Source organism: Halorientalis sp. LT38, assembly GCF_037031225.1.
Lineage (GTDB): Archaea > Halobacteriota > Halobacteria > Halobacteriales > Haloarculaceae > Halorientalis > Halorientalis halophila.
Genome location: NZ_JAYEZN010000001.1, coordinates 3,069,404 through 3,095,684, shown reverse-complemented (window position 1 = coordinate 3,095,684; position 26,281 = coordinate 3,069,404). Strand labels below are relative to the sequence as shown.

Sequence of the window (26,281 nt, the reverse complement as noted above, 5' to 3'; positions counted from 1 at the left end):
CGGAACCGGACGGGCGAGGTCCCGCTCAGTCCTCGTCCCGGGGTGCGGGGTCGTTGAACACCTCGGCGCTCGGTTTGCCGACGCTCATCGGCGGTGCATCGATGTCGCGCTCGTTGAGGTAGGAGTACTCGCCCTCCCCGTCGATCGACTCGCCGCTCGTCCACGCCTGGTCGGGGTTCTCCTGTGGCTCCACGTTCGTCGACATGAACGCGTAGTTGAACTCCTGGTTCTCAATCTCGTCGGGGAAGCTGTCCGGAATCGGGTGGACGTCGAACACCTCCTCGGGGTCACCCAGGGTCTTCAGCAGCGAGATCCACTGGTTCTGGTGCATGGTGTCACGGGCCACGAGATACGCCAGCATGTCTTTCATGCCGGGGTCGTCGGTGGCGTGATAGAGCCGCGTCGCCAGCAGCCGCCCCGTCGACTCGGCCATGATGTTCGCGTACATGTCCGACGCGAGGTTCCCGCTGGCGACGACCCAGGAGCCGCTGAACGGCACGCCGTTGGCGTCGCCGGCGATCGGATTCATCCCCCCGCTCAGGAGCTGTCGCGGTTGCATGTGCGCCAGCGTCTCCACGTCCTCGTCGAGCGACGCCGGCGCGTCCCGGAGGTTCTTCTTGACCGCCGTCGCCAGGATCTCGATGTGGCCCAGTTCCTCCGCTGCGGTGTCGAGCAACACCTCGCGATACTGCTCGTACTCGTCCGGCACCGACCACGCCTGGAACAGGTACTGTAGCGCGACGCGCATCTCCCCCTCGACGCCGCCGATGGCTTCCTGCAGCAGTTTTCCGAACACCGGATCCGGTTCCTCGACCTCGACCTCGTACTGGAGTCGGTCGTCGTGATAGAACACTGTTCGATCCCATCCGTTCGTCCACGAGCACCCGAAAAGCGGTTCTTGCCCGTCCGCCGTCCGCTGGTGCAGGTGTGCCTTCGACTCTCTTCGCCTTGGCAATCGCGGCCGATCTGTTCGGCGCCACGACGCCTCGCGAAGAAAGTCCGGTCGGCAGAAGGGGCGGGATTCGAACACGCCGAGACGTTCGTGCTCGCTCACTCCGTTCGCTCCGCGCGCTGCGACTCGTCTGCTCGAATCCCGGCATCCTCGAGCGGTTCGGTAGTGACTCGGCGACACGTCGCCTCGTCGGACGAACCGCTCTACGGAAGGGGCGGGATTCGAACCACGCGAAGCCCTTAGCGGGTACCCGAGGCCAGCGTTCTGGCATTGCCAGCCGTCGGTGCTCTACCACTGAGCCACCCTTCCAGACGCGTGGTAATTGGTCGCAGAGCGGTATGAACCCTGCGGTAACCCTCGATCGGAGCCGGCTTCTCAGTCCCGCCAGTCGTACTCGCGGGCCCGCCGCCTGACCGCCGCCGCGTCGACGCCGACGTGCTCGCCGTCCTCGTACAGCACCTCCCCGTCGACCATCGCGAACGCCACGTCGTCGCCGTGCGCGGCGTAGACCAGGTGCGAGTGGACGTCGTGGATCGGCGTCGCGCGCATCCGATCGGTCCGCAACCCGATCACGTCGGCCCGCCACCCCTCCCGCAACTCGCCGAGGCGGTCGAACCCGGCGGCGGCCGCACCGTTCGCGGTCGCCATCTCGAACACGGTCGAAGCGGGCAGCGTCGTCGGGTCGAGGGCGTCGACCTTCCCCAGGAGGCTGGCCTGACGCATCTCCGTGAACGGGTCGAGCGTGTTGTTGCAGGGCGGCCCGTCGTTGCCCAGCGCGACGGTGATCCCGCGGTCGAGGTAGTCCGCGACCGGGGCGACCCCGGAGGCGAGTTTCATGTTCGCGGACGGGCAGTGCGTCACACAGGTCCCGGTCTCGGCGAGTATCTCGCGCTCGCGCTCGTCGGTCCAGACGCAGTGGGCGAGCACCACGTCCTCACCCGTCAGCCCCACCTCGTGGAGCCACTCGACGTTTCGCATGCCGGTCTCGGCCTCGATCCGCTCGATCTCCTCGCGGTTCTCGCTGGCGTGCGTGTGTAGCCGGACGCCCTCGTGGGAATCGACGAGAGCTCGCGCGCCCCGGAGGCACTCCTCGGTGCAACTGATCGCGAACCGGGGTGTGACGGCGTAGCGGATCCGGCCGTCGCAGGCGTCGTGGTACCGCTCGATCAGTCGCTCGCTCTCGGCGAGCGCTTCGTCGGCCGATTCGGCCAGTCCCGGCGGGGCATCCCGGTCCATCAGCACCTTCCCCATCCGGGCGCGGATACCGAGGTCGGCGGCCGCCCCGAACGCCGCGTCGGCGTGGTGGACCGACAGGTGATCGATCACCGTCGTCGTCCCCGACTCGATGCACTCGAGGTAGCCCAGTTCGGCGGCGAGGGCCATCCCCTCGGCGTCGAGCGCGGCCTCCATGGGCAGGACGTGGTCGGTGAGCCACTCGAGCAGGGACGTGTCGTCGGCGATGCCCCGGCCGAGCGACTGGACGGAGTGGACGTGGCCGCCGACGAGTCCGGGCGCGAGCAGGTCGTACTCGCGTCGCTCGTGGTCGGGGTAGCGCTCGCGGAGTTCGGTCTCGGGACCGACGGCCGCGATGCGGTCGTCCGCGATCACGACAGCCCCGTCCTCGACGACGGTCTCCGCGTCGGCGACGACCGTTCCCGCCAGTAACATTCCGGCCCGACGTTGGAGAGTGGCCGGCAAAAAGCTCCCGCCGCCCCCGGTAACACCGACGTCACCTGATATCACCACGGCCAGAGAGCGCCTATACGTCCGGGTGCCCTAGTGATTCTCAACACCCGCATGCAGATTCAGACACCCGGAATCCACCACGTCACGGCCATCTCGAGCGATCCCCAGGCGACCGTCGACTGCTACACCGACGTGCTCGGCCTGCGTCTCGTGAAGCGCACCGTCAACTTCGACGACCCGGGGACCTACCATCTCTACTTCGGCGACGAGGTCGGTACCCCCGGAACGATCCTCACCTTCTTCCCCTTCGGCGAAGGCCGACCCGGCCGCGTCGGTCGCGGCCAGGCCAGCGCCACTGCTTTCGTCGTCCCCGAGGGCTCGATCGAGTTCTGGCGCGACCGCCTCGACGACGAGGGACTGGCGGTCGACGACCCGCGAGAGCGGTTCGGCGAGACCGTCCTGCCCGTCCGAGATCCCGACGGCCAGCCGCTCGAACTCGTCACCGCCGAGAGCGACGTCGAACCCTGGACCGACGGGCCGATCCCCGAGGCATACGCGATCCGCGGGTTCCACGGCGTGTCGCTCGACTCGATGGAGCCCGAGGCCACCGGCGATCTCCTGGAGACGCTGGGATACGAACGCACCGCGACGGCGGGCGAACGGACCCGCTACGAGTCCGGCGGGGACCGCGCGACGGTCGTCGACGTACTCGACCGTCCTGACGCCAAACGCGGTCAGCAGGGCGCCGGGACCGTCCACCACGTCGCCGTCCGCGCCCCCGACGCGGAGACGCAGGGCGAGTGGCGCGACTCGCTCCTCGACGCCGGCCAGCGCGTCACCGCGCGGAAGGACCGGCAGTACTTCGAGTCGGTCTACTTCCGCGAGGCCGGTGGCGTCCTGTTCGAGATCGCGACGGACGAACCGGGCTTCACCCGCGACGAGTCGGTCGCCGAACTGGGCAGCGACCTGCAACTCCCGCCGTGGCTCGAATCGGACCGCGACGTGATCGAATCGCAGTTGCCCGGGATCGACGCGAGTCCCGTCTCGGAGGCCGAACGATGACGGGCCCGCACCAGGACCAGCCGCTGGTCACGGACGGCACCGACCTCGACGCGGCCGATGCGGCCGTCGTCCTCGTCCACGGCCGCGGGGCGAGCGCGCGCAGCATCCTCGGCATGGGCCGGGAGGTCCACCGCGACGGCGTCGCACTGCTGGCTCCCCAGGCCGCCCGCAGCACCTGGTACCCGAACTCCTTCTTAGAGCCAGTCGAGCGCAACGAACCGGGTCGCAGTTCCGGGCTCCGGGCGGTGGGCGACGCGGTGGAGACGGCGATCGACGCCGGGATCCCGGCCGAGAAGATCCTCCTGGTCGGGTTCTCCCAGGGCGGCTGTCTCGCCAGCGAGTACGTCGCGCGCAACCCCCGCCGCTACGGCGGGCTGGCCGTCCTCTCGGGCGGCCTCATCGGCGACACAGTCGACGAGGCGGCGTACCTCGACGTCGAGGGCGACCTCGCAGGCATGCCAGTCTTCCTCGGCTGTAGCGACGTCGACCCGCACATCCCCGAGGAGCGCGTCCACGAGACGGCCGAAGTCCTCGACGCGCTCGACGGCGACGTCACCACACGCATCTACGAAGGGATGGGGCACGGCGTCAACGAGGACGAACTCGAAGCGCTCTCCGGAATGGTCGCAGCCCTCGTCTGAGCGGATGGGACGGCCGCGATAAGCCCGGATTACCCTCGGCCCGCCGAGCAGGCGTCGGCGGTCGCCCCCCGAACGACGCCCGAAGCAGTAACAACCCCTCTCTAACTAAGCTTCTCGGGCCTCTAGCTCGGGGTTCCCGCACCGGCGTCGGCGACCGAGACGGCCGGCCGAGAGGACCGCCCAATGGGTGACAACGGAGACGATGATCGACCTGGGCGAATCGACCGGCGAGTGATCGCCAGCCACCAGACCGACGAGGGGCAGCTCACCCGCTGGTTCCTGCTGACGGGCAGGCGGATGGTCGTCACGGCGGCGCTCCTCCTGCTGGTGTTGGGCACCCTGCTCGGCCTCTCGCTGTTGCGCCCCTTCGACGTCCACAGTCTGCTCACGGAGACGAACACGACCCAGGACCTGTTCAACACGCTTCTCAGCGGCACCATCCTGCTCGTCTCGGTCGTCGTCTCGATCAACTCCGTCGTGCTCTCCGAGGAGATCACCGACATCGAGACCCAGCAACGGCGCCTGGACGCCTCCATCGACTACCGCCAGCGGCTCGGGGACCTGGTCGCCGAGGACGTCACGCCGGCGCGTCCCGCCGAGTTCCTGCGCGTCATCCTGCACGTCATCTACACGCGAACCCAGCGACTGCAGGAACTCGCCACCGAGGAGGGCGACGCCGACTTCCAGGCCGACATCGAGCCGTTCGTCACCGACGTCCTCGTGCAGGTCGGGCAGGCCCGAGCCACGCTCGCCGATACCCGGAGCGGCACCTTCGGCGTCCTCCTGGTCGGTCTGCGATACGACCACTCCGAACAGTTGCGGGCCCTGCGTATCGTCGACCAGACCTACGGCGACGAACTGACCGACGAACAGCGGGCGGTGATCGACGACCTCGTCCAGACGCTGAAGTTCCTCGCGACCGGCCGCGAGTACTTCAAGTCGATCTACTACAAACAGGAGCTCGCGCGGCTGTCGAGCCGCCTCCTCTACGTCTCGCTGCCCTCGATCGTCGTCATCTCGTACGTCATCCTGTCGCTCGACACCGAACTGGTTCCCGACGTGACCCTGTTGACGCTCTCGCCGTTGCTCGTGTTCGTCGCCGTCGCCTACACCGTCGCCCTCGCGCCGTACATCGTCCTGACGGCGTACGTCCTCCGCGCGACGACCGTCACCCTGCGGACCGTCGCCGCGGGCCCGTTCATCCTCAGCGCCGGCCTCGAGGAGCAAGATCGCGAGGCGGTCGCGACCTCCCTCGAGTGGGGCGCGATCGGCGACGACGAAGAGGAGTGAGCGTCGCGACACGGCCGGCGGGACCACACCTATTGCAGCGGCGCCGCTACGCCGGGTATGGACGAGACTGTCGACGCGGGATTCCGGTTCGCGTACGAGCACGGCCCGATCCGATACGGGCAGGGCTGCGTGGACGCACTGAGCGAGGAACTGTCGGGGATCGGCGCCGACCGGGCGCTCGTCGTCTGCGGGAAGACCGTCGGCGACACGCCCGCGGTCGTCGACCCCGTCGAGGACGGCCTCGGGAAGTACCACGCCGGCACGTTCGCCGGCACGACGCCCGACAAGCGCCTCGGCGCGGCCGTCGCCGGACTGGAGGCGATGCGCGACGTCGGCGCGGACGTCCTCGTGAGCCTCGGCGGCGGGAGCAGCCTCGACGTGGCCAAAGCCATCGCGGTGCTCGCCGGACGCGAGGAGTCCGCCGAAGCACTCGCCGCGGAACTCGCCGAGACGGGCTCGATCGCCGTCCCCGAGGACGTGCCACCGATCGTGGCGGTCCCGACGACGCTGGCCGGCGCGGACCTCTCCATCGCCGCCGGCATCACCGCCACGCCCGCCTCCGGGCTGGTCGACGAACCGGTCGGCGGCGGCCTGTTCGGCCAGCCGCTGATGCCGGCCGCACTGCTGTACGACCCCGCACTGTTCGCGACGACGCCCACGAACGTGCTCGCCGGGTCGGCCATGAACGGGTTCGACAAGGCCGTCGAGGCCATGTACGCGAACACGCGGACGGCCGTCACGGACGCGACGGGCAAGCGCGCGCTCGAACTGCTCGCCGACGGCCTCCCCGACCTCCGCGCCGACACCGAGGCGGCGCTGGAGACGGTCGTGCCGGGGATCGTCCTCGCCCAGTACGGCGCCTCCCGCCCCGACGGGATGACGCTCTCGCTGATCCACGCCTTCGGCCACGGCCTGACCGCCGGCTACCCGATCCAGCAGGGGGTCGCCCACGCCGTCGTCGCGCCGCACGCGCTCTCCTACCTCTTCGAGCGGGTCGACGGCCGGCGTCGTCTGCTGGCCGACGGCCTCGGCGTCGACACCGAGGGGAAGAGCGACGCGGAACTGGCCGAGGCCGTCGTCGATCGGGTGGCCGAGATCCGCGACGACCTCGGACTGCCGTCGACGCTCCGCGAACTGGACGGCATCGCCCAGTCGGACCTCCCCAACGTGGCGGCGTACGTGATGGACGACGGCCTCATGGCCTACGTGCCGAACGAACTGGACCCGACGGTCGAGGAGATCGAGGGCGTCCTCCGCGAGGCCTGGTGAGCGTGGGCGAAACGACGCCTCACTGTCGGCGCTGCGGGGCCGAGGTGACGACCGGCCTGATCGCCACCGGTCGACGGGCCTGCTGTCTGAACGCGACGCCGATCGTCGGCGCCTGTCCCGAACACGGCCCGCTCGGCCCGCACCACGTCGTGGACGACGAAGAAGAAGCGTGACTCACCGCCCCATCGCACGGTAGCGTCCGAGATCCGGGTCCCACGCGACTGCACCGATGGTGACCCCGGCCGTCAGCACCGAGAGCAGATACGCGTACAGCAGGAGGTGGACCGGGCTGTCGGGAGCCACCGCGAGCGCGAGCACGGCGTTGCCCAAAAGGTAGGCGGTCAGGCCACCGACGAAGAAGTAGCGGGGTTCGACCCCTGTCACCGCACCGAAGCCGATCCCCAGGCAGAGCGCCAGGATGGAGACGGGGGCGACGACCAGATCCCCGAGCGCGGCCGCCCCGGGCAGCCACTGCCAGTACAGCAGCGAGTCGACGGGCGGCCAGACGGCGACGCCCGCACAGAGCGCGAAGGCCGCGCTCGCGGCGACGGCTCTCGGTGGTTTCACGCCGTCGACTCCTCTCCAAACTAACATAAGTGTTCCCCGGAGTTCGCCACACCGTGTCGCGGCAGGCCGAAGGACCGACCGATGCGACGCCGAGAATTTATACGCGGGACCGAAACGGGTCACATGGTCAACTCGGCGGGTGATGGAGCGGCGGGGCGGGGGAGCGACTCCGAACGGGAGCTCGCCATCGACGCCGATGGACTCAGGCTGGTCTACGGGGACGGGACCGTCGCGGTCGCGGACGTGTCGCTGTCGGTCCCCTCCGGGGAGTTCTTCGGCTTCCTCGGCCCGAACGGCGCCGGCAAGACCACCGCGATCAAGGTGTTCGCCACGCTGCTGTCCCCGACCGGTGGCGACGTGCGGGTCAACGGCTTCGACGTGCGGTCCGAGTCCCGAAAGATCCGGGAGTCGATCGGGTACATGGCACAGGAGACGAGCATCGACCCGGAGCTCACCGCCCGGGAGAACGTCGCCTTCGCCTGCGAGGCCTACGGCGTCCCCCGCGGCGAGCGAGGCGAACGAATCGACGAGCTGCTCGACCTGGTCGACCTGGTCCCGGAAGCCGACAAGCGCGCCGACGAGTTCTCCGGCGGGATGAAAAAGCGCCTCGACGCGGCGACGGCCCTGGTCCACGAACCGCCGCTGGTCTTCCTGGACGAGCCGACGACCGGCCTCGACCCCAGCGCCCGCAACCGGCTCTGGGAGTACTTCCGGGCCATCAACGATCGGGGGACGACCATCTTCCTCACGACCCAGTACCTCGAGGAGGCCGACCAGCTCTGCGACCGGCTGGCGGTCATCAACGACGGCGAGATCGTCGCCGACGGGTCGCCGGCGGACCTCAAGCGCCGCGTCGGCGGCGACGTGCTCGACGTCGACGTCGACGGCGGACCGTCCGCCCGTGAACGCGCCGCCGCCGTCGCCCGGTCGTTCGAGGGCTTCGACGCCGCCACGGTCGAGACGACCGACGAGGGCATCTCCGTCACGGCCGGGACTGCGCGCCAGCACGGGACCGACCTCCTCGTGAGGCTGCGCGACGAGGGGCTGACGGTGACCGGGTTCAACGTGCGCGCGCCCACGCTCGACGACGTCTTCCTCGCGATCACCGGCGATCGGGTCGATAGCGGCGGGGACGGCGGGTCCGACGGGCAGGCGAGCGCCACGCCGACGGGCGCCGACGCGTCGACGGAGGCGGGTGACCGATGAGTTCGCCCGACGCCGACGTGACCACATCGCGGCCCGTGGACCGGTCGGCCAACTCCTTCGCGGGGGACGTCTGGGTCAACTTCAAGCGCTGGAACCTGAAGGCCGTCCGGAACCCGTTCGTGCTCGTCGTCTCGCTCGTCCAGCCGATCATCTTCCTCGTCCTGTTCACGGAGGTGTTCGGCACCGTCGCCGGCGAAGCCGTCTCCCGTGGCGCGCCGGGCGTGGGCTACGAGACCTTCCTCGTGCCGGCCATCGCCATCCAGGTGGCGCTGGCCGCCGCGGTCACCTCCGGCATCGGCCTCGTCAACGACATCGAGAACGGCATGTTCGAGAAGGTGCTCGTCTCGCCGATGAACCGGACGGCGGTGTTCCTCGGGAAGACCGCCGCCGAACTGTTCCGCATCGCCGTCCAGATCTCGATCATCCTCGTCCTCGGCGTCGCCCTCGGCGCGGAGATCGCGACCGGCGTCGTCGGCGGGCTCGGCGTCGTCGCCGTCGGGATGCTCTTCTCGCTGTGGTTCGTCTCCTTCTCGAACGCGCTGGCGGTGCTCACCCGTGATCAGGAGTCGACGATCATCGGCGCGAACCTGTTGCAGTTCCCGCTGCTCTTCCTGTCGAGTGCCTTCCTCCCCCTGGCGGTCCTCCCGGGCTGGATCCAGACCTTCGCGCGGCTCAACCCCGTCACCTACGGCGTCGACGCCGCGCGGGCGATCGTGCTCGACGCCGACGTGATGGTCGTGATCGAGACGACGGCCTTCGGCGGCGCGCTGGACACGGTCGTCCCCGCGGTGGCCGTGCTCGCGGCCCTGGATCTCTGTTTCGGCGCGGTGGCCGTCTACCTGCTCTCCCGCGCGTCGAGTTCTGACGTGCGGTGAGGGAGGCGGCGCCGTCGGCAGATCGCGACGGAGTGGGTCAGGAGGAGCCGGTGCGCGACTCGCCGACGCGCTGGCCCGCCCCGGTCTCCCGGCCGGCCCTGGCGGCGGTCCCGAGCATCGCCAGCGCGACGCCGGAGGTGAGCAGATTGACGCCGAACAGCAGGCCCACCGCCCAGGCGGCCGAGGAGGGGAAGCCGAGCAGGATCAGCGAGGAGAGAAAGACGGAGACGACCCCCGAGATCAGGAGCCAGCCCCAGTTGTCGTTGGTCCTGACCCGCAGGCCCATCACCAGCTGGACGAGGCCGTCGGCGAGGAAGTAGACGCCCAGTAGCAGGGTCAGCGCGGCCAGGCCGAGGACCGGGTTGGCGAGCAACGCGATCCCGGCGACGCCGTAGAGGGCGGCCAGGACGACGCCGAAGACGGACCCGTGCCACCCCTTGGCCGAGAACGCCGCGGCGACGTGGGCGAGCGAGCTGATCACGAGTAGCGCCCCGAGCACGAGCGACAGGGTGATCCCCGTCAACTGGGGTGCGAGGATGGCCAGGATCCCGAGCGCGGCGAGGAGCGCCCCGGCGACGATGACGGTGGTCCGGTTGCTGGCGAGCGAGCGCTCGGAGCGCTCGGCCGACGACTCGTCGGTCCGAACCCGGTCGGTCCCGTTGTTCCGTTCCGAGGCGTCCACGGTACTGTCGCGGTCGTCTGTGTCGTCCGAGTTCATGAGATCTCCCCACGGTCCGCGAGCGGTCCTCCCCCCGAGCGGACCACCGCTGTAGGGACCAATAGTACACCGTCGGACCGGAAATGGATATTTCCGGGCTGGTTTCCCGTCGCAGCGCCCTGGTACCGACGTGGTTGCGAAGCGGTCGCGGACTGCCTCGGGGGCGCTCAGTCCACGTAGCGTGCCCACAGGACCACGGCCGATGGCGTGACCGCCAGGGCGGCGACGTAGGAGTAGAGGATGCTGAGTGCGGTCAGCAACCCGAACTGGCCGAGGACGGGCGTGAGCGCGAACACGAGGACGCCGACGCCGGTGGTGGTGGTGAGCATGCTGCCGGTGAGCGCGCCGCCGGTGCCGGCCACCGTGCGGTCGAGCGCGGCGAAGGGGTCGCCGTCCTCGTACTCGTCGGCGAACCGGTGGACGACGTGCGCGGAGTAGTCGATGCCGAGGCCGATGGTGATCGAGAGGATCGTGGCGGTGAAGGCGTTGAACGAGAGGCCCAGTAGCCGGAGGGTACCGGCCAGCAGCGCGACCGAGACGGCGATCGGGACGAGGTTGACCAGGCCGAGCACGGGCGCGTCCTCGAGGACCGCGTAGGCGATCACGAGGAAGACCGCGACCAGCGCGAGCGCGGCGACGAGGCTCGTGACCGCCGACTCCAGGATCAGCGCGGAGATGGACTGGAAGACGACCACCTGCCCGGTGGCGGTGGCGTCGGCCCGGTAGCGGTCGGCCACCTCGCGTGCGTCGGTCGTGACCGCCTCCTGGGACGCCGTGGCCTCCGTCTCGTACTCGACGCGGGCGGCCCGACGGTTCTCCGTCAGGTACTGCAACGCGCGGTCGCGCTGGGGCGAGGCGAGGAGTGCGTCGTACACCTGTTCCAGGTCGTCCTCCGGGACGCCGTCGGCGTCGACGTCGTTGCGGTCGACGAGCGCCCGGAACTCGGCGGACTCGTTGGCGTAGTCGCGGATCACGGTCACGATGCTGGTCGTCTCGGCGCGCCGGTTCGTCGAGACGAACGACCCGGGCGGGCGTTCACGGGCCCGCTGGAACGACTGCAGGGTCGAATCCCGCGTCAGTTCCCCCTCGATGTAGATCGTCACCGTGTCACCCTGGCTGGCCTCGAAGTTGTCCTCGAGGAATTCGATATCGCGAGTGACGGTATATTCCCCCGGTGCGAACGGTTCGGGCAGGCGCTCGAGGGTGGCCGGCGTCTCCGCCGGGGGCAGGAAGTCCTCTTCGGAGAAGGACGTGTCGACGCCGGTCGCGTAAACCGCCGAGCCGCCCGAAATCGCCAGGACGAGCAAGAGGAAGAGGACGGGGGTGCGCCGGGCGACCGCGACCCCGCTCGTGAGGGCCCTGGCGAGTCGCGACCCCTCGCGGCCGAGGGGTTGCTGGCCGAACGCGGGGAGGTCGCGGGCGTCGCGGAACCGGTCGCCGGCGACTTTCGCGGCCGGGAGGAAGAAGCCGAACACGAGGAAGGTGACGGCGATGCCGACGGCGGCGACGATCCCGAACTGCCGGATCGGGGCGAGCGTGCTGGTCAGGTTGGCGGCGAAGCCGATGACCGTCGTCCCCGTGACGATGAAGAAGGCGACGAGCAACTGGCCGAGCGCCCGGCGGATCGCCGCGTCGATGGTGGCGCCGGTGACGCGCTCCTCGCGGTAGCGGTTGATGGTGTGGATGCCGAAGTCGATACCCACGGCCAGAAGCAGGGGCGGCACGGCGATCAGGAACTGCGTGAAGGGGATTCCGACGAGGCCGACGAACCCGAAGGTCCAGATCAACACGAGGACCAGCGAGAGGACGCCGAGCAGCAGATCGACCGGGTCCCGGTAGGAGAAAAGCAGGAAGACGAAGATCAGCAGGGCCGCGGCGGGGACGACGATGAGCAGCGAGTCGGCGATGACGGTGGAGAACTCCGCGGCGACGATCCCCTGGCCGAAGACGCTGATCCCGTCGTCGACGCCGGCGACGATCGCGCTCGCCCGCAACTGAATCGCCGTGAACGGCCCCTCTTGCTCGCCGCCACCGCCCGTCTCCGCCGCCCCGGCGGGGATGCTGTGGGTGACGACGCCGACGGTCGCCGAGGACCGCGCAGCCGTCGGGTTGAAGTCGTCGCTCAACTGATCGCGAAAGCCCGGTTCGTCGGCCAGTTTGGCGACGGCGGTGTCGATCTCTTCCCCGGTCGCTCGTTCGACCGCGCGGCGTTGCGCCGCGGGCGTCGTCGCGTCCGGGTCGAGTTCGGTCGCGATCCTCCCGGCGGCGCTCTCCGTGGACTCGACACGGAGCCCCGGCCGCTCGGCCAGTTCCGCCATCGCCCGGAGCATGGCGAGCAGTTGCGACTTCGCGAGGACGTTCCGGTCGCGCTGGATGAGCTGCGTGGTCCCGCTGTCGGGGGCGAAGGGCGTGCCGAACTCGCGGGTGACGTCCTCGAAGGCCCGCTGGGCGGGGGTCCCCTCGGTGAACTGCTCGGTGCCGGCGGTCGTCGAGATGGTCCCGAGGCCGACGGCGAAGAGCCCGGTGAGAAGCAGGAAGGCGAGGACGACCGTCTTCGGGCGGTCGACGATCCAGTCGGCGGCGGTCTCCGTCGCGTCCACGTCACTCCCTCCAATAGCGGCGCCCGACCAGGGCCCCAGACAGGGAGAGAGCGGTCACGATCGCGAGCGGCCAGAGCCGGTCGATGAGCCCGTCGTCGGGCGGGTCCGTGACGTTCACGCCGACCTGATAGGTGTCGGACAGTTCCGAGTCGCCGTCGGGGAGTTCGTACTCGAAGTCCGCCCTGAGCGGGACGGTACCGGTGCTCGCGTCGCCGGCCGCGCTCACGTCGAAGGCGAGCCGGACGGACTCGTTCGGTTCGAGGACGGGAACGAACGCCTCGTCGTCGGTGTCGAGCGGGTCGTCGACGAACACCTTCGCGTTGACGTTCCGGAGCGTCTCGTTGCGGACGTTGCGGACGACGAGCGCGACCCCCTCGGTTTCGCCCCGGACGATCGAGGCGTCGACGGCCCGCACGGCGAATCGGTCGCGCTCGGGACGGACCGGGACGCGGGCGGTGAGCCGGTCGCTCCGCGTCCGATCCCCGTCGGCGTCGGCGTACTCGACGCGGAACTCGAACAGCCGCGGCGTGGGCTCGGCGTCGGAGGTGATCTCGACCGGGAACGAGAACGACCGCGAGGCCCCGGGTTCCAGCGACCCGACCGCGTATTCGGACTCCTGGGGGTTCGTGGTCTCCGTGTCGGTCTCCAACCGGACGAGCGCCGCCGTGGCGTTGCCCGGCCCGTCGTTGACCAGTCGTCCCTCGACGGTTCCCTCCTCGGCGACCCTGAGCCGACTGGTGACGTTCTCGAGCGCGAAGGCCTGTTCCGGACGGGGTTCGATCCCGAAACGGATCGGGTCGCTCTCGCGGTCGTCGCCGTCGCGGTCCTCGTACGCGACGCTGGCGCTGACGGCGTAGGTCTGGGCCGCGCTCCCGTTTTCGGCCCGCAGTTCGTACTGGACGGTCCGGGTCTCGCCCGGCCCCCACTCGCCGACGAACCGGGTCCCGTTCTCGCCGCCGTCGACGGAGAGCACGCCGGCGTTGGACCGGAGGTCGACGCGGGCGTCGGTCACCGCCCGGCCCCGCCTGTTCCGGACCGAGAGCGTGACGGTCCCCGAGTCCTCGACCTGGACCGGCGCGTCGACGTCGGTGACGGCGAACCCGTCGCGGCGGGCGCTGACGTCGACCGGGACTGTTCGGCGGTCACTCCGGAGCCGATCACCGTCGTCGGTCTCGTACTCGACCGCGAGGCGGAACTGGCGGGGTCCGGGTTCGGCGTCGTCGCTCACCTCGAACGGGTAGTCGAACGCGGCCGTGTCGTTGACAGAGAGATCGCCGAGCGGGACGGTCGACCGCTCGGCCGAGATCGCGTCGTCGCCCGTGTCGACGACCAGCGCGGCGTTCGAGACGTTCCGCGGGCCCGCGTTCAGCACCTGGCCGGAGACGCTGCCCTGGTCACCCACGCGCAGGGACGCGGTCAGGTTCCCGAACTCGAAGGTCTGCTCGTCGTCGGGCGAGACGCCGGTTCTGATCGGGTCGGACCGCTGCTCGTCACCGTCCCCGTCGACGTAGGCGACCCGGACCGTCAGCGGGTACTCGGCGACCGCCGAGTCGTTCGCGACCGTGGCATCGAACTCGACGGTCTCCTCGTCCCCGTCGTCCCACTCACCGACGAATCGTGAGGCGTTGGTGCCGCCGTCGATCCGGAGGGCGTCGCTCCGGGAGGTCAGGGAGACCCGCGCCTCGGTGAGGTCGTCGCCGGCCTCGTTCGACAGCGAGAGCGAGACGGTGCCGTCCGCGCCGACCTGGAGGTCCGAGTCGACGTCCTCCAGCGCGAACGCCTCGTCCTCCTCGTCGATCTCGACCGCCCCGCGTAGCTCCCGACTCGCCCGCGGATCGCCGTCCGCGTTCAGGTACTCGACGACCAGCCGGACGCTCAGCTCGCCCGGTTCGGCGTCCTCGGTCACCCGGACGGGAAGCTCGAAGTCCGCGTCCTCGCCGGAATCGAGGTCGCCCAGGAACGCCGACGAGCGCTGGGCAACCACCGTCTCGTCGAATCTTCCGCCGCGATCGGCTCCCCCGCCGTCCCCGGTCTCCCGGCCGCGTTCGGCGGTCACGTCGCTCTCGGTCGCCACGTCCCCGCCCCTGACGACCCGGACCACCGCGTCGGTGGCCGGTCCCGGCCCTTCGTTTGTGATCTCGCCCTCGATGGTTCCGTCGTCGTCCACTTCCAGATCGCCTCCGAGGTCGTCCAGCGAGAAGGCCTGCTCCTCGTCGGGCGTGACGCCGAAGGAGAGGGGGCGCGAGCGCCGCTGGTCGCCGTCGGGGTCGACGTACCTGACGACGGCCTCGAGCGCGTACTCCTGTGTTCGCGACCGGTTGGTCGGCGTCGCGGCGAAGGAGACGGAGACGTCATCGCCGGCGCCCCACTCGCCGACGAACCGGGAGGCCACGGGTGCATCGGCGCCCGGCTGGCCACCGCTCCCGTCGACGAGCAGGCCGCGGGTCCGCGATCGGATCTCGACGGTCGCCTCCGTGAGGTCCGCGTCGCCCTGGTTCTCGAGGTCGAGTTCGACCGTGCCCTGCTCACCGACCTGCAGGCCCGCGTCGACCGACTCGACGGCGAAGCGGCCCGTTTCGGTGACGACGAGTTCGACCTGGACGGTGTCCGATTCCTCGACAGCGTCGCTCTCGTTCACGTCGATCTCCTCGGTGTACTCGTACTCGATCTCGGCGTCGAGATCGTAGGTGCCGGGGTCGGCGTCCTCGTCGACGTCGATCCCGAAGTCGGCCCGGCTGACCGCCCCGCTCCGGAGGTCGCCGAGCGGGACCGTGCCGGACTCGACCGAAACCGGCGCGTCGTCCTCGGTGAGCGTCGCCCGGACGTTTCGGGCGGTCGTCACCGCGTCCTCGGCGTCGGGGTCGGTGCCCGTGCCGCCGTCCTCGACGATCCCCGAGTTGACGACGCTCACGGCGAGTTGCCGGCTCTCACCGGGTTCGACCGTCCGGTTCGGCGCGAACGCGTTCAGGTCGGGCTCCCCGGCGACGGGTTCGGCCTGCGTCGGGGCCGGCTCGGACTCGTCCACCGACGGTTGCTGGCCGGTCTGGTTGCCCGGGACTCCGTCGACGCCGTCTCCGGGCGTTCCACCGCCATCGACCGGTGTTCCACCGGCTCCGTCTCCGGCCGTTCCGCCGGCCCCATCCCCAGGCGTTCCAGCGGTTCCGTCTCCGGGAGTCGCCGCGCCGTCGGTCGGCACTGCACCGGGTTCCTCCGCGGGCGAAGCGGGCCCGCCATCCGGTTCGTCGCCCTGTGCGGGAGCGTCGCCGCCCGCTGGCGCTCCGTCGCCGTCTCCTGGCGACACTCCGTCGCCGTCTGCCGGCGTCGTATCCCCGTCCGCCAGGTCTCCATCGTCGGGTGCGTCGGGTGGTTCGGTATCCTGTTCGGCGGGCGCTGGGGCTCCTTCCGCTTGCGTGGCGGTATCCGGCGGCGCCCCCTCCTCCTGTCCGCCGGCAGCCGCTTCATCGGCTCCGTCCGCCGGATCATCTCCCGCGTCCACCGGTTCGTCGGCTCCGTCCGCCGGTTCGTCGGCTCCGTCGGCTGGTTCTTCCGCGCCCTGTTCGCCGGTGATCGGCGGTTCGTCGCCGTCGGTCGGGGGAGTCTGGTCCGGCCCTTCGGCGGGTGTTTGCACACCGTCCTCCCCGTCTGCATCGGTCGCGCCGTCGCCGTGCCCGGCGTCGTCCCCGTCAGCGTCGGCCGAGTCGATCGCCCCAGCCTCGGTCGATTCGCAGGGGGTCGACTCGTCCGACTGGGTGTGTGGATCCCCCGTCGTCGCGTCGGTGGCGGGGCAGTCTTCTGGCAAACCGCCGGCCGTCGGGTCGGCGTCGCTGATTCCGGGGCCATGGACGCCGACTGCGAGTCCGGCGCTCGTCGCGGCGACCGCGACGGCCAGGACGATCGCGCGCCGTCTCATCGTGGGAGCGATCCCGCGGCGGATCGGAGGGGGCCGGCGGACGCTGTCGGACCGGTTCGCTTGGGAGGGCGGGGGAATCCCGGGCCGAGCCGGATCGGACTCCGCTCGGGGACCGAGAGTCCGCGCCGGCGGCCGGTGACCAGTCGCATGTTTCGCCGAGCCTAGCGCCAAGCGACCGTTAGTACGCGGTAAGTACAATTCGGTTAACGACGGCGTATTCGCGCCGCCGTCGGTTTACCCGGCCTACCGGTTTTTACGCCGCCCGGATCCCTCAGAGGTACTGCAAGAGCATGACGAGGCCGATGGCGAACGCGTACGCGGGGATGAGCGGGCCCAGGATTCGCCCGGGCAGAACGCGGACGATGTAGGGAGCCAGGACGGCGGCGATCACCGATCCGACGAGCAGGGAGGGGAGCAGCTGATAACTGATCGGGAAGCCGGCCGCGAACAGCGCCAGGTAGACGGCCATACCGACCAGCGAGACCAGCCCCTCGGCCAGCGAGGTGATCGCGGTCGCCGTCTTCTCGTAGACGCCGGCGAAGATCTGTCCGAGCGTCACGACAGGGCCGAAGCCCCCGCCAGAGATCCCCTTGTTGACGCCGGCGAGCAGGGCGAACCCCGCCAGCCGTCGCGGCCGGTAGACGTCCGACCGGGGGAGGGACTCGCGCAGGAGGCCGATCACGCCCATCGAGATCACCAGGACTGCCACGTAGGCCTCGACGAGCGCGGCCGGGAGACTGAAGGCCAGATACCCGAGCGCGACCGAGAGGACGACGCCGACGACGCCGCCGGCCGTCAACACGACCACCGCACGGGTCGCCTCCGTGAGCGGGGGCCGAACGGAGAACTCGACGTTCCGGAACTCGTGGTGCATCGCACCGGCCAGTAAGCCGGTCGTACTCTCGGCGATGAACAGAGCGGGGACGACCTCCAGCGGGGAATACCCCAGCGAGAACAGCAGCGGGGAGAGTGCCGTTCCGAACCCCATCCCGGACGCCGAATCGAACGTCTCGAAGACGGCGGCGGCGAGGATCACCGTCGGGACGAGGACGCGACCGATCGCCGCTGGATCGCTCGGCCGGACGCCGAGGGCCAAAAGACCCGCCAGGAGCGAGCCGAGGAAGCCGAGGCCGAGCCAGAGCAGTCGTCGTCGCGTCCGCGCACCGATGGCGGCCCGGACCGCGAGCGGTCGCTCGTCGAGTTCGCGCGCGACTGCGTCGATCTCCGGTTGTTCGTAGGCCGGTTCCTCGTAGTCGACGTCGATGTCTGAGAGAGACCCGTTCGACATACACTTCGTCCGATCCCCCCGTCGGAGTCCCGCAGAGATTGTAATCCAGCCCGTACCGTCGACCGGCCGGCGCCACGCGGCAGTCACCGACCGCACGGGCTCGGCGACTATCCGGGCCCGGCTTACGCCGCGACCAGTTCTCGTCGGAAGCGACAGTCAGGCCCCGTGAGTCGAACCGCCGCCGAACCCCCGCGATCGAGTGTCGATTCGCGGATAGAAAGCCGAACAAAACCGTATCCAGCCCGATGCAACGACGTGTCATACCACCGGCTACAGCCTTGCTGCGGATCCCTTCAGCGCCGGCTTTGGCGGTCGTTCGGGGCCACTGGCACCGTCGGCGTCCGTCAGGATTTCGGACACCCGCCGGCTCGCTGCCCGGGGGTCGACACCGTGTGTCCGCGATTCGACAGTCACGACTAGCTGCACTTACGAGCAGGGGCAACAGTCGCCGCGTCTGCTACTTTCCCTATAACCAAGGGTTGGTCCGTGGTGGAACGGTGTTGCATGGTTTCGAAACACAGCAGAACGACGTTGCTGATCGTTACGCTGGTCTTAGTCGCCGTTGGCGGCCTGGTCGTGGCCGCTCCAGCGATCGCACAGGAGGACGGAGACGACGAGGACGAAGACGAGCCCGGCGCACAGATCCGACTCGTCCACGGGGTCGCGGACGGGCCCGCGGTGGACGTGTACATCGGCGGTGAACGAGTCCTCCAGGAGGTCGAACCCGGTTCGGTAGTCGAGTACCAGGAGGTCGAAGCCGGCAATCACACCATCGTGATGGTCGCGGCCGAGGACCCGGGTGGCGTGGTCCTCGAGACCACGTTCGAGGCAGAGGAGCGCGGGAACTACACCGTCGCGGCCGCCGGGCAGTTCGACGAGGGCGATGGAGAGATCGAGCCGGCCGTCCTGCTCGACAACGCGACGCAGCCGCCGGGAGAGCTCGCCTCCGTCCGCCTGGCGCACCTGGTTCGCGGCGCTCCCGACGTGACGGTGACGCTCAACGAGACCGACGGCGTGGTCTTCGAGTCGGTGAGCTTCGGTAACTCCTCGATGTACAGGACGATCCCCGAGGGCGACTACACCTTCGACATCCGTGCCGGCGGCGCCGACGGTGAGATCATCCAGTCCGTCGACGCCGACCTCACGGGCGGACAGGCGACCTCGCTGCTCGCCATCGGTGCCGAGGACGAAAACGAGACCCTGCAGGTCCTCCAGCAGACCGACCCCATCGGTCCGGAGGACCTGAGCCCCGACATCGTCCCCGAGCCCGACGGCGACGCGGCTGACGAGACCGACGACACCGACGACAACGCGACCGACGACACGGACGCCAACGAGACCGACGGAATCGACACCGACGACATCGAAGTAGAGACGGAGGCGGCCGACGATGAAGACGCGGCTGACGAAGAGGACGAGGAAGACGCGGCCGACGACGAAACCGATCCCGACGTCGACGTCGACGACGAGGCAGGCGACAACGAGACCGATGGCGGCGACGCGGGCGCCGACATCGGCCTGAACGGCCTGCCCTGACGAATCGGTCTCGACGACCACCGCCCTGCCCCCGCGGGTCGCTGTTCGCAGTTCGCGATTCGCGGTTCGCAGGTAGCGGTTCGGGCCGACCGCACACCATTTTTTGGCGACGATCGACGCCTCCGAGCAGTGACGCCCGACCTCCGAGCCCGGAGTGCCAGAGCGCGTAGAGTTAAGGCCCGCGCGGCCGCCGTTCCGGTGTCATGAGAGAAGTTGGCACTGGACACGTCACGCTGGAGATCGACGGGCACCGCGCCGATATCGTCCTGAACCGACCGGACAAACGCAACGCGATGAACCAGGCCGTCCTGGGCGACCTCCGGACGGCGTTCGAGGAGGTCGACGCCGACGAGGACGTCCGCGCGATCGCGCTGCTCGGCGAGGGCCCGGTGTTCTCCGCCGGGATGGACCTGGAGATGATGGCCGGCCGCGCCGAGGAGGGCGGCGAACTCGAAGTCGGCCTCGGCGACGTCACCGAGGTCATCGCCGACGCCCGAGTGCCAGTCGTCGCCGGCATCAAGCGCGCCGCCCCGGCGGGCGCCTTCGAGTTGACCCTGCCCGCGGACTTCCGGATCATCTCCGAGGACGCCCAGTACGGCGTCATCGAGGTGAAACTGGGACTCTTCCCCAGCGCCGGCGCACCGACGCGGCTGGCGCGGCTGGTCGGCCTCGCGAAGGCCAAGGAACTCGTCCTCTCCGGGGAGTTCATAGAGCCCGAAGAGGCCGAACGGATCGGGCTGGTGAACGAGGTCTGCGACGCCGAAGACGTCGACGACCGCGCCCGGGCGCAGGCGGATCGGCTCGCCGAGAACGCCCCGCTGGGCATGGAACGAGCCCGGAAAGTGCTGAACGCCACGCTGAATATGCCCCTGGAGGAGTCGCTGGAATACGAGCAGGCGCTTTCGGGGCCGCTGACCGATACCGAGGATTATACCGAGGGGTTCGAGGCTCGGATCGAGGGGCGGGAGCCGGAGTTCGAAGGGCGGTAATTCACTGGAGAATTGAGCGGTGAAATCTGGCGACGAATGTGACCCTACAAGATTGTGAACTACGAGGAGGCGGTCGGCCCGTTGATTCGCCCCAATCAGATACCCTTGACAGTCTCGATGACGCCGATCGATTCGAGGGTCATCCAGAGGAGAAACAGCACATAGAGTCCGACGAACCCGGCCGCTTCGAGGTCGGTGATTTCGAGGTCGGTCCGGGTGAAGACGATGAAGACGAGCGTCGCGAACGCGAGGAATCCCATCGTCGGGATGGCGACGAGGAAGTTGATGGTCGCCGAGCCCGCCAGGAGGACGCCGACGGGGATGGCGACCAGGAGATTGAACGTGTTGCTCCCGAGGACGTTCGTGAGACTGGTGACGCTGTCGTCGTTCTTGGCGGCCCGAACGCTGACGAAGGCGTCGGGCAGGCTCGTTCCGGCCGCGATCACGGTCAGGCCCCACAGGAAGGTCGGTGTCCCGAAAATATCGCCGAGCGACAGGGCAGCGCGGACGATCCCTTCGACGCCGACGGCGATGACCAGCAGCGCCACCGCGAGCGTTCCCCACTCTTTCAGCGGGCGGACGTCGGGAGCGTCCTTGGCCACGTGATCGCTGGCGTCCTGCTGATGGAGGAAGACGTAAATTCCGTAGGTTGCGAGCGGGAGGACGACCAGCGCCGGCGTCAGGATCGCCGCGCTGTTCGTGCCCCCCGGGACGTACGTCGCACCGAGCGCGAACACGATGAATAGCACGAGGACGCTGATGACGTAGAACTGCGCGTCCTTGTGGATGATGTCCCGCGTCGCTTCCAGGTCCTCGCTCGAGAAGGCAGAGAGGGCCGGAATGACGAGGAGGTTGAAGATCGCGCTCCCGACGATGGCGCCGACCCCGAGGGAGAAGTCGCCGTGGACGACCGTACTGATGACGATCGAACTGATTTCCGGGAAACTCGATCCGACGGCCACGACGATGGCCCCGTGGACGGCGACCGGCAAGCCGTAGTACTTGCTGAGCCGCTCCGCGGCCTGCTCGAAGTATCCGCTGCCCTTCCAGATGACCAGCGTCGCGACGACGGCGAGGGCGAGGGACACGAGGAGGCCCGGCATCGCTCACCGATTGCCGTCTCGCCCTGAAAAGTGTACCTCAGTGTGGCAGGACAGTGGACTGGCTGGGGGCGTCCATCGAAAATCTCCTCTGGAATAGACGACAGTCCTCACCGCACCGCGTGGTGACGGCCCGTTCGTTATGTCCGGGTGGCTCCAATGCGGGATATGGGCCGCGACGCATCCGTTTCGGACGAACGGAACCGCCGTGAGTTAGTCGAGTTCTACCTCCTGGATCACAGGACGATCCCCGGGAAGATCATCGACGTCGCCTTGCTGGGGCTCAATCTGGTGTTCGTCGGCATCTTCATCGTCGAAACGTACCCGATCGGCGCCGAGTTCCGATCCCTGCTCTGGCGTCTCGAGGTCGGGATCGCCTTCATTTTCTCCGTGGAATACGTATTGCGACTGTACGGCGCTCCCGATCGAATCTCGGAATTTTTCAACGGGTACACGATGGTCGATCTGCTCGCGATCTTGCCGACGCTCTTCGTGTTCGCACTTCCGGTGTCCCTCGGCGCGCTCCAGATCGGGTTTCTGCGTGCGATCCGGATCGTCCGCGTCCTGCGGTTCTACCGCTTTACGGACGATGCGGAGTTTTTCTTCGGAACGATCTCGGACAACACGCTGCGTGCCACGAAGCTACTGTTGACGATTCTGGTCCTCCTGTTCGTCTCCGCCGCGGTATTCTACAGCGTCGAAACCGCGTCGAATCCCGACGTCTCGACGTTCGGAGACGCCTTCTACTACGCCGTCATCACGCTCTCGACGACGGGGTTTGGCGATATCATCCCCGTCACGACGGCAGGTCGGTGGGTGACGGTCGGCGCGATCCTGGCCGCGATCATCGTCATCCCACGGCAGGCGAGTAAATTCGTCAGGGAGTGGGCGTCCAAGGAGAAAGTCAACGTCACCTGTCCACACTGCGGGCTGTCACATCACGATCCGGACGCGTCGCACTGCAAGGCCTGCGGCCACGTCATCTATCAGGAACTCGACTCCCGGACGTAAGGCAGTCTTTTCCACGCTTCGGAAGTCTTTCCAGTCGGCGGGCGGCGATGCTCGTGGCGCATCGGACCTCTGGTCGATCCGTCTCTCGCTGGATTCGAACGAACTGTGCCCGTTCGATCGATGAACGCTGCGCTATCGGGCGATTATCGCACCGCAGTTGTATGGGCGCTGCAGGATTGTGAACTACGTGGAGACGGTCGCCTCGCAAGGCTCGGCGCTGTCGTTCGAAAGAGCGCAAAGCGCTCTTTCGTGATGACGAAAATCGCAGCGTGCGATTTTCGAACCACGTCTCCCCTCGTTCAAATCCTTCGCGGCCAGTTTCGCCGCTCGCCGTGATGGCTCGCGGCGAGAACATGGGCGCTGCAGGATTTGAACCCGCGACAGCTTGGTCCGAAGCCAAGTACTCTGTCCAGACTGAGCTAAGCGCCCTCGGTAACCGGGTTATCTGTGTGCCCTGTTAAACGACTCGGTTGGCAGCGGCCCCGGCGAGGTATCGGACTGTTTATCACTCGCTCCCCAGCAGGACACCACATGATGGAGCGCGTTCGCGGCCTCGTCGAGCTAACGCGGCCGATCAACGCCGTCGCCGCAAGCGTGTTGACGTTCATCGGGGCCTTCGTCGCCGTCGGCTGGTCGCTCCAGACCCCACAGGTGGTCGCCGCCGTCGTCGCGACGGGGTTCGCGACCGGCGCCGGCAACGCCATCAACGACTACTTCGACCGGGAGATCGACCGGATCAACGCGCCCGACCGCCCGATCCCGCGGGGCGCTGTCTCGCCCCGCGGCGCGCTCGTCTTCAGCGTCGGGCTCTTCCTCGCCGCGGTCGCGTTCACGCTGGCGCTCTTGCCGCTTCCGGCCATCGCCATCGCCGTCTTCAACCTGCTCGCGCTGGTCACCTACACGGAGCTATTCAAGGGGCTCCCCGGCGTCGGCAACGCGCTGGTGGCGTACCTCGGGGGGAGCACGTTCCTGTTCGGCGGGGCGGCCGTCGGGGCTATCGAGCCGACCGTGGTCCTGTTCCTGCTCGCCGCGCTGTCGACGCTCGCTCGCGAGATCATCAAGGACGTCGAGGACGTGGCGGGCGATCGCGAGGAGGGGCTGAACACGCTCCCGATCGCGGTCGGCGAGGGCCAGTCGCTCGGCCTCGCGGCAGCGCTGCTGGTCGTCGCCGCGCTGGCCAGTCCGGTGCCCTACCTCCTGGGCACCTTCGGCGTGGCCTACCTCGTGGCCGTCGTGCCGGCGGATCTGGTGATGCTCTACGCGGGCTACGAGGGGTTCGGGGATCCGACGGCCGGCCAGTCCCACCTCAAGTACGGGATGTTTCTGGCCGCAGCGGCGTTCGTCGTGGGGCGGGCCGCGGCGCTGGTCTGAGGGCGCTGGCTGGCGGTCGGCGCTCGTCGTGACGCAAAAGCATTTATGTGAGCCGGCAGGATTGTACGGTACGCAAGAACCGGCCGTTGCAAGGGGGCAGCAGTCGGTTGCTCGAAACGAGGCAATTCCATGTACGATCTGGGGACGGAGTTCGGCGGCGCGACAGTGGAACCCGGGACGAACATTCTCGTGGCCGGGCCGCCGCTGTCGGGCAAGCGCGAGGTCGCGATGCAGGCGCTCAAAACCGGGTCCGAGCGCGGCGACGGGTCGATCGTCGTCACCACCCGGGACAACGCGGAGCGGGTGCTGACCGACTTCCGCGCGCTCCTCGAGAACCCGGACGAGGCCCGCGTCGGGGTCGTCGACTGCGTCACCAGACACCAGGGCCAGTCGGCCTCGGACACGGACGTCGTCAAGTACACCTCCTCGCCGGTGGACATGACCGGGATCGGGATCGAGTTCTCCGAGTTCGTCGAGGAGTTCTACCGCGAGCGCGGGAGCAAACGCAACCGCGTGCTCGTCGACTCGCTGTCGACGCTGCTCATGTACTCGGACCTGCAGACCGTCTTCCGGTTCATGCACGTGTTCACCAGCCGCATCGAGAGCGCCGAGGCCGTGGGCATCCACGTTATCGATTCGACCGCCCACGACGAGGAGACGATGAACACGCTCGTCCAGCTGTTCGACGGCGTCGTCCGCACCGACGAGGACCGCTCGGTGACTCTCCAGCTCCCCGGCGTCGATACCGAGACGGTCGAACCCTGAACGGCCGGCGACCGACGGCGACCGCGGAGCCGACGCCGGTTGCAGCCGGCTCGCCAGCACTCTTTTCCTCACAGGCGTCCTCGCTGTTCGTATGCCAGTCGAAACAGACGCGGAACTCCGCGAGATCCTCGGCCTCGAGACGATCGCCGTCGTCGGCTGCTCGGCGACCGAGGGGAAGGCCGCCCACGACATCCCGGCGTACATGCAGCGCCACGGCTACGAGATCGTCCCGGTGAACCCCTACGCGGACGAGATCCTCGGCCGGCCCGCGGCCGACTCCCTCGCCGACGTCGACGAGGCGATCGACGTCGTGGACGTGTTCCGCCCGAGCGAGGAGGTCGCCGGGATCGTCGACGAGACGCTGGAACGCGACGACGTGCAGGTCGTCTGGACCCAGCTCGGCATCGTCGACGACGAGGCGGCGGCCCGGGCCGAGGAGGCGGGCCTCCGCGTCGTCCAGGACCGCTGTCTGAAAGTCGAACACCAGCGGCTCCTCGGCTGAGGCGAGACCCCCCGACCGCGTTCAGTCTTCGGGCTCTGCGGCGCTGCCGCCCGCGGCGTCCGTCGCCTCGGCGCCGGTATCGGTCGCGCCGTCGGCCCCCCCGTCCTCGGCGGCCCCGGGCGTCGCGTCCTCGATCGCCGCCGCGGCCAGCACTTCGTCGACGTCGATCCCCTGCTCCTCGGCGAGCCGTTCGAGCAGGACCTGCTGCTCGGCGATGTCGTGTTCCATCGCGTCGACGGTCTCGCTCGTGTGCTCGACCGTCTCCCGGAGCTCCTCGATCTGGGCCCGGAGCTGGTTCATCTTCTCGTAGAGGTCTTCGGCCGCCGAAATCATCTTCTCGATCTTCTTTTTCGTGTCACCGAGTCCGACCATGGTGGTCGTACCGGGTCCACGCTTGTGGCCGTTTCGACTGCTCTCGGCGGCGGCCACCTGGCCGACCGGGCGGCGGACAACGCCGCGGTTAAGTTGCGGCGCCGACCAGACGGTGATATGGACGACCTGCGGATCGCCCCGCTCGTCGGGATCGTCGGCTGTCTCGCCGTCCTCCTCGCCCTGGCCGCGCCCTATCTCCTCCTCGAGGACGCGAGCGGCGTCGCCCTCTACTACGGTTCCGGTGCGATCAACCCCCTCGTCGCCGGCCTGTTCGCGCTCGTGGCACTCATCGCCCTGGCCGCGGGCCGGGAGGGCCGATCCGACCCCGCGCTGAGCGCCGGCGTCGCGCTCGTACTCGGCGTCGCCATCGCCGCCGTCGCCATCGCCTGGGCGCTGACCGTCCGCGTCGACGTCGTCGAGATCGACACCCTCCATCGCTGGGTCGTGGCTGCGGTGAGCCCGCTGGTGCCGCTCGGATCGGCATGGTTCGCCCGCGCGCTCGGGTTGCTGTAATCGTCGGTCGCGTCGACAGGTCGCGGCCGAAACCGGGCGACGGGGACGCATCCGAAAG

23 protein-coding genes and 2 tRNA genes are annotated in these 26,281 nt (G+C 69.0%); 14 read left to right on the top strand and 11 right to left on the bottom strand.

The genetic code is table 11. From position 1 onward, the window contains the following. Positions 1-25: 25 nt before the first annotated feature. The 3 genes from U5918_RS16005 to U5918_RS15995 all read right to left on the bottom strand — a co-directional run bounded on the left by U5918_RS16005 (position 26) and on the right by U5918_RS15995 (position 2,620). Positions 26-853: a manganese catalase family protein gene (locus tag U5918_RS16005; RefSeq protein ID WP_336002626.1), complete on the bottom strand. Its 828-nt coding sequence runs from the start codon at positions 851-853 to the stop codon at positions 26-28. A 305-nt stretch (positions 854-1,158) separates the two neighbouring features. Further along, positions 1,159-1,261, bottom strand: a tRNA-OTHER gene (locus U5918_RS16000). 66 nt (positions 1,262-1,327) lie between these two features. Further along, positions 1,328-2,620, bottom strand: coding sequence for a 5'-deoxyadenosine deaminase (locus U5918_RS15995; protein ID WP_336002625.1), 1,293 nt, complete (start codon positions 2,618-2,620; stop codon positions 1,328-1,330). A gap of 129 nt (positions 2,621-2,749) precedes the next feature. Between U5918_RS15995 and U5918_RS15990 the strand changes: the two genes are divergently transcribed. The 5 genes from U5918_RS15990 (at position 2,750) to U5918_RS15970 (ending at position 7,073) form a co-directional block, all read left to right on the top strand. Then, positions 2,750-3,700 carry a ring-cleaving dioxygenase gene (locus tag U5918_RS15990; RefSeq protein ID WP_336002624.1) on the top strand — a complete coding sequence of 317 codons (951 nt, stop codon included), beginning with the start codon at positions 2,750-2,752 and terminating at the stop codon, positions 3,698-3,700. Continuing rightward, complete coding sequence (locus tag U5918_RS15985; RefSeq protein ID WP_336002622.1) at positions 3,697-4,341, top strand: alpha/beta hydrolase; 645 nt, start codon at positions 3,697-3,699, stop codon at positions 4,339-4,341. Before U5918_RS15990 ends, U5918_RS15985 begins: the two co-directional genes overlap by 4 nt. A 183-nt stretch (positions 4,342-4,524) precedes the next feature. Then, on the top strand, positions 4,525-5,631 hold the full coding sequence (locus U5918_RS15980; RefSeq protein ID WP_336002621.1) for a DUF7972 family membrane protein: 1,107 nt from the start codon (positions 4,525-4,527) through the stop codon (positions 5,629-5,631). 57 nt (positions 5,632-5,688) lie between these two features. Beyond that, positions 5,689-6,900, top strand: a complete 1,212-nt coding sequence (locus U5918_RS15975) for an iron-containing alcohol dehydrogenase family protein (protein WP_336002620.1) — start codon at positions 5,689-5,691, stop codon at positions 6,898-6,900. Beyond that, positions 6,897-7,073 carry a hypothetical protein gene (locus U5918_RS15970; RefSeq protein WP_336002619.1) on the top strand — a complete coding sequence of 59 codons (177 nt, stop codon included), beginning with the start codon at positions 6,897-6,899 and terminating at the stop codon, positions 7,071-7,073. The genes U5918_RS15975 and U5918_RS15970 overlap by 4 nt, the downstream gene beginning before the upstream one ends. 1 nt (position 7,074) lies before the next feature. Here U5918_RS15970 and U5918_RS15965 read toward each other — a convergent pair whose 3' ends face one another. Continuing rightward, positions 7,075-7,467, bottom strand: a complete 393-nt coding sequence (locus U5918_RS15965; RefSeq protein ID WP_336002618.1) for a hypothetical protein — start codon at positions 7,465-7,467, stop codon at positions 7,075-7,077. A gap of 123 nt (positions 7,468-7,590) precedes the next feature. Between U5918_RS15965 and U5918_RS15960 the strand changes: the two genes are divergently transcribed. Together U5918_RS15960 and U5918_RS15955 are read left to right on the top strand one after the other, a co-directional pair. Next, a complete protein-coding gene (locus U5918_RS15960; protein ID WP_336002617.1) occupies positions 7,591-8,673 on the top strand; it encodes an ABC transporter ATP-binding protein in 1,083 nt (360 codons plus the stop codon). Further along, positions 8,670-9,548 (top strand): ABC transporter permease, encoded by an 879-nt coding sequence (locus U5918_RS15955; RefSeq protein ID WP_336002616.1) that lies wholly within the window; start codon positions 8,670-8,672, stop codon positions 9,546-9,548. Before U5918_RS15960 ends, U5918_RS15955 begins: the two co-directional genes overlap by 4 nt. A 37-nt stretch (positions 9,549-9,585) precedes the next feature. On the opposite strand, the gene U5918_RS15950 is transcribed toward U5918_RS15955, so the two are convergent. The 4 genes from U5918_RS15950 to U5918_RS15935 form a co-directional block, all read right to left on the bottom strand. Continuing rightward, positions 9,586-10,266 (bottom strand): HdeD family acid-resistance protein, encoded by a 681-nt coding sequence (locus tag U5918_RS15950; RefSeq protein WP_336002614.1) that lies wholly within the window; start codon positions 10,264-10,266, stop codon positions 9,586-9,588. 167 nt (positions 10,267-10,433) lie between these two features. After that, positions 10,434-12,866, bottom strand: coding sequence for an efflux RND transporter permease subunit (locus U5918_RS15945; protein WP_336002612.1), 2,433 nt, complete (start codon positions 12,864-12,866; stop codon positions 10,434-10,436). Between the two features lies 1 nt (position 12,867). Beyond that, the gene (locus U5918_RS15940; protein WP_336002611.1) at positions 12,868-16,776 is read right to left on the bottom strand and encodes a hypothetical protein; all 3,909 of its coding nucleotides are present in this window, start codon (positions 16,774-16,776) and stop codon (positions 12,868-12,870) included. A 271-nt stretch (positions 16,777-17,047) separates the two neighbouring features. Further along, on the bottom strand, positions 17,048-18,064 hold the full coding sequence (locus U5918_RS15935; RefSeq protein ID WP_336002610.1) for a sulfite exporter TauE/SafE family protein: 1,017 nt from the start codon (positions 18,062-18,064) through the stop codon (positions 17,048-17,050). A 576-nt stretch (positions 18,065-18,640) separates the two neighbouring features. On the opposite strand from U5918_RS15935, the gene U5918_RS15930 reads away from it, so the two are divergent. Then, complete coding sequence (locus U5918_RS15930) at positions 18,641-19,600, top strand: DUF4397 domain-containing protein (protein WP_336002609.1); 960 nt, start codon at positions 18,641-18,643, stop codon at positions 19,598-19,600. A gap of 203 nt (positions 19,601-19,803) precedes the next feature. Continuing rightward, entirely contained in the window at positions 19,804-20,589 is a 786-nt protein-coding gene (locus tag U5918_RS15925) for an enoyl-CoA hydratase/isomerase family protein (protein ID WP_336002608.1), read from the top strand. Positions 20,590-20,684: 95 nt separating this feature from the next. Here U5918_RS15925 and U5918_RS15920 read toward each other — a convergent pair whose 3' ends face one another. Beyond that, complete coding sequence (locus U5918_RS15920) at positions 20,685-21,692, bottom strand: sodium:calcium antiporter (RefSeq protein WP_336002606.1); 1,008 nt, start codon at positions 21,690-21,692, stop codon at positions 20,685-20,687. A gap of 165 nt (positions 21,693-21,857) precedes the next feature. Between U5918_RS15920 and U5918_RS15915 the strand changes: the two genes are divergently transcribed. Next, positions 21,858-22,700, top strand: coding sequence for an ion transporter (locus U5918_RS15915; RefSeq protein WP_336002604.1), 843 nt, complete (start codon positions 21,858-21,860; stop codon positions 22,698-22,700). 354 nt (positions 22,701-23,054) lie between these two features. On the opposite strand, the gene U5918_RS15910 is transcribed toward U5918_RS15915, so the two are convergent. After that, a tRNA-Arg gene (locus U5918_RS15910) sits at positions 23,055-23,129 on the bottom strand. A 102-nt stretch (positions 23,130-23,231) separates the two neighbouring features. Between U5918_RS15910 and U5918_RS15905 the strand changes: the two genes are divergently transcribed. The 3 genes from U5918_RS15905 to U5918_RS15895 all read left to right on the top strand — a co-directional run bounded on the left by U5918_RS15905 (position 23,232) and on the right by U5918_RS15895 (position 25,338). After that, complete coding sequence (locus U5918_RS15905; protein WP_336002602.1) at positions 23,232-24,071, top strand: geranylgeranylglycerol-phosphate geranylgeranyltransferase; 840 nt, start codon at positions 23,232-23,234, stop codon at positions 24,069-24,071. A 129-nt stretch (positions 24,072-24,200) separates the two neighbouring features. Beyond that, positions 24,201-24,836 carry an RAD55 family ATPase gene (locus U5918_RS15900; RefSeq protein ID WP_336002601.1) on the top strand — a complete coding sequence of 212 codons (636 nt, stop codon included), beginning with the start codon at positions 24,201-24,203 and terminating at the stop codon, positions 24,834-24,836. Between the two features lie 91 nt (positions 24,837-24,927). Continuing rightward, on the top strand, positions 24,928-25,338 hold the full coding sequence (locus tag U5918_RS15895; RefSeq protein WP_336002599.1) for a CoA-binding protein: 411 nt from the start codon (positions 24,928-24,930) through the stop codon (positions 25,336-25,338). Between the two features lie 21 nt (positions 25,339-25,359). Here the strand turns inward: U5918_RS15895 and U5918_RS15890 are convergent, their stop codons facing one another. Continuing rightward, positions 25,360-25,710, bottom strand: a complete 351-nt coding sequence (locus U5918_RS15890; RefSeq protein WP_336002597.1) for a DUF5798 family protein — start codon at positions 25,708-25,710, stop codon at positions 25,360-25,362. Positions 25,711-25,827: 117 nt separating this feature from the next. On the opposite strand from U5918_RS15890, the gene U5918_RS15885 reads away from it, so the two are divergent. Next, complete coding sequence (locus U5918_RS15885; RefSeq protein ID WP_336002595.1) at positions 25,828-26,223, top strand: DUF7548 family protein; 396 nt, start codon at positions 25,828-25,830, stop codon at positions 26,221-26,223. The last annotated feature ends 58 nt before the right edge of the window (positions 26,224-26,281 follow it).

What these genes read in the sequence shown, in the direction of transcription:
- U5918_RS15925 (WP_336002608.1), top strand. Translation starts at nt 19,804, where the DNA reads ATGAGAGAAGTTGGCACTGGACACGTCACGCTGGAGATCGACGGGCAC.
- U5918_RS15905 (WP_336002602.1), top strand. Translation starts at nt 23,232, where the DNA reads ATGATGGAGCGCGTTCGCGGCCTCGTCGAGCTAACGCGGCCGATCAAC.
- U5918_RS15935 (WP_336002610.1), bottom strand. Translation starts at nt 18,064, where the DNA reads ATGTCGAACGGGTCTCTCTCAGACATCGACGTCGACTACGAGGAACCG.
- U5918_RS15895 (WP_336002599.1), top strand. Translation starts at nt 24,928, where the DNA reads ATGCCAGTCGAAACAGACGCGGAACTCCGCGAGATCCTCGGCCTCGAG.
- U5918_RS15955 (WP_336002616.1), top strand. Translation starts at nt 8,670, where the DNA reads ATGAGTTCGCCCGACGCCGACGTGACCACATCGCGGCCCGTGGACCGG.
- U5918_RS15985 (WP_336002622.1), top strand. Translation starts at nt 3,697, where the DNA reads ATGACGGGCCCGCACCAGGACCAGCCGCTGGTCACGGACGGCACCGAC.
- U5918_RS15940 (WP_336002611.1), bottom strand. Translation starts at nt 16,776, where the DNA reads ATGAGACGGCGCGCGATCGTCCTGGCCGTCGCGGTCGCCGCGACGAGC.
- U5918_RS15950 (WP_336002614.1), bottom strand. Translation starts at nt 10,266, where the DNA reads ATGAACTCGGACGACACAGACGACCGCGACAGTACCGTGGACGCCTCG.
- U5918_RS15885 (WP_336002595.1), top strand. Translation starts at nt 25,828, where the DNA reads ATGGACGACCTGCGGATCGCCCCGCTCGTCGGGATCGTCGGCTGTCTC.
- U5918_RS15900 (WP_336002601.1), top strand. Translation starts at nt 24,201, where the DNA reads ATGTACGATCTGGGGACGGAGTTCGGCGGCGCGACAGTGGAACCCGGG.
- U5918_RS15960 (WP_336002617.1), top strand. Translation starts at nt 7,591, where the DNA reads ATGGTCAACTCGGCGGGTGATGGAGCGGCGGGGCGGGGGAGCGACTCC.
- U5918_RS15915 (WP_336002604.1), top strand. Translation starts at nt 21,858, where the DNA reads ATGGGCCGCGACGCATCCGTTTCGGACGAACGGAACCGCCGTGAGTTA.
- U5918_RS15890 (WP_336002597.1), bottom strand. Translation starts at nt 25,710, where the DNA reads ATGGTCGGACTCGGTGACACGAAAAAGAAGATCGAGAAGATGATTTCG.
- U5918_RS15975 (WP_336002620.1), top strand. Translation starts at nt 5,689, where the DNA reads ATGGACGAGACTGTCGACGCGGGATTCCGGTTCGCGTACGAGCACGGC.
- U5918_RS15995 (WP_336002625.1), bottom strand. Translation starts at nt 2,620, where the DNA reads ATGTTACTGGCGGGAACGGTCGTCGCCGACGCGGAGACCGTCGTCGAG.
- U5918_RS15920 (WP_336002606.1), bottom strand. Translation starts at nt 21,692, where the DNA reads ATGCCGGGCCTCCTCGTGTCCCTCGCCCTCGCCGTCGTCGCGACGCTG.
- U5918_RS15980 (WP_336002621.1), top strand. Translation starts at nt 4,525, where the DNA reads ATGGGTGACAACGGAGACGATGATCGACCTGGGCGAATCGACCGGCGA.
- U5918_RS15990 (WP_336002624.1), top strand. Translation starts at nt 2,750, where the DNA reads ATGCAGATTCAGACACCCGGAATCCACCACGTCACGGCCATCTCGAGC.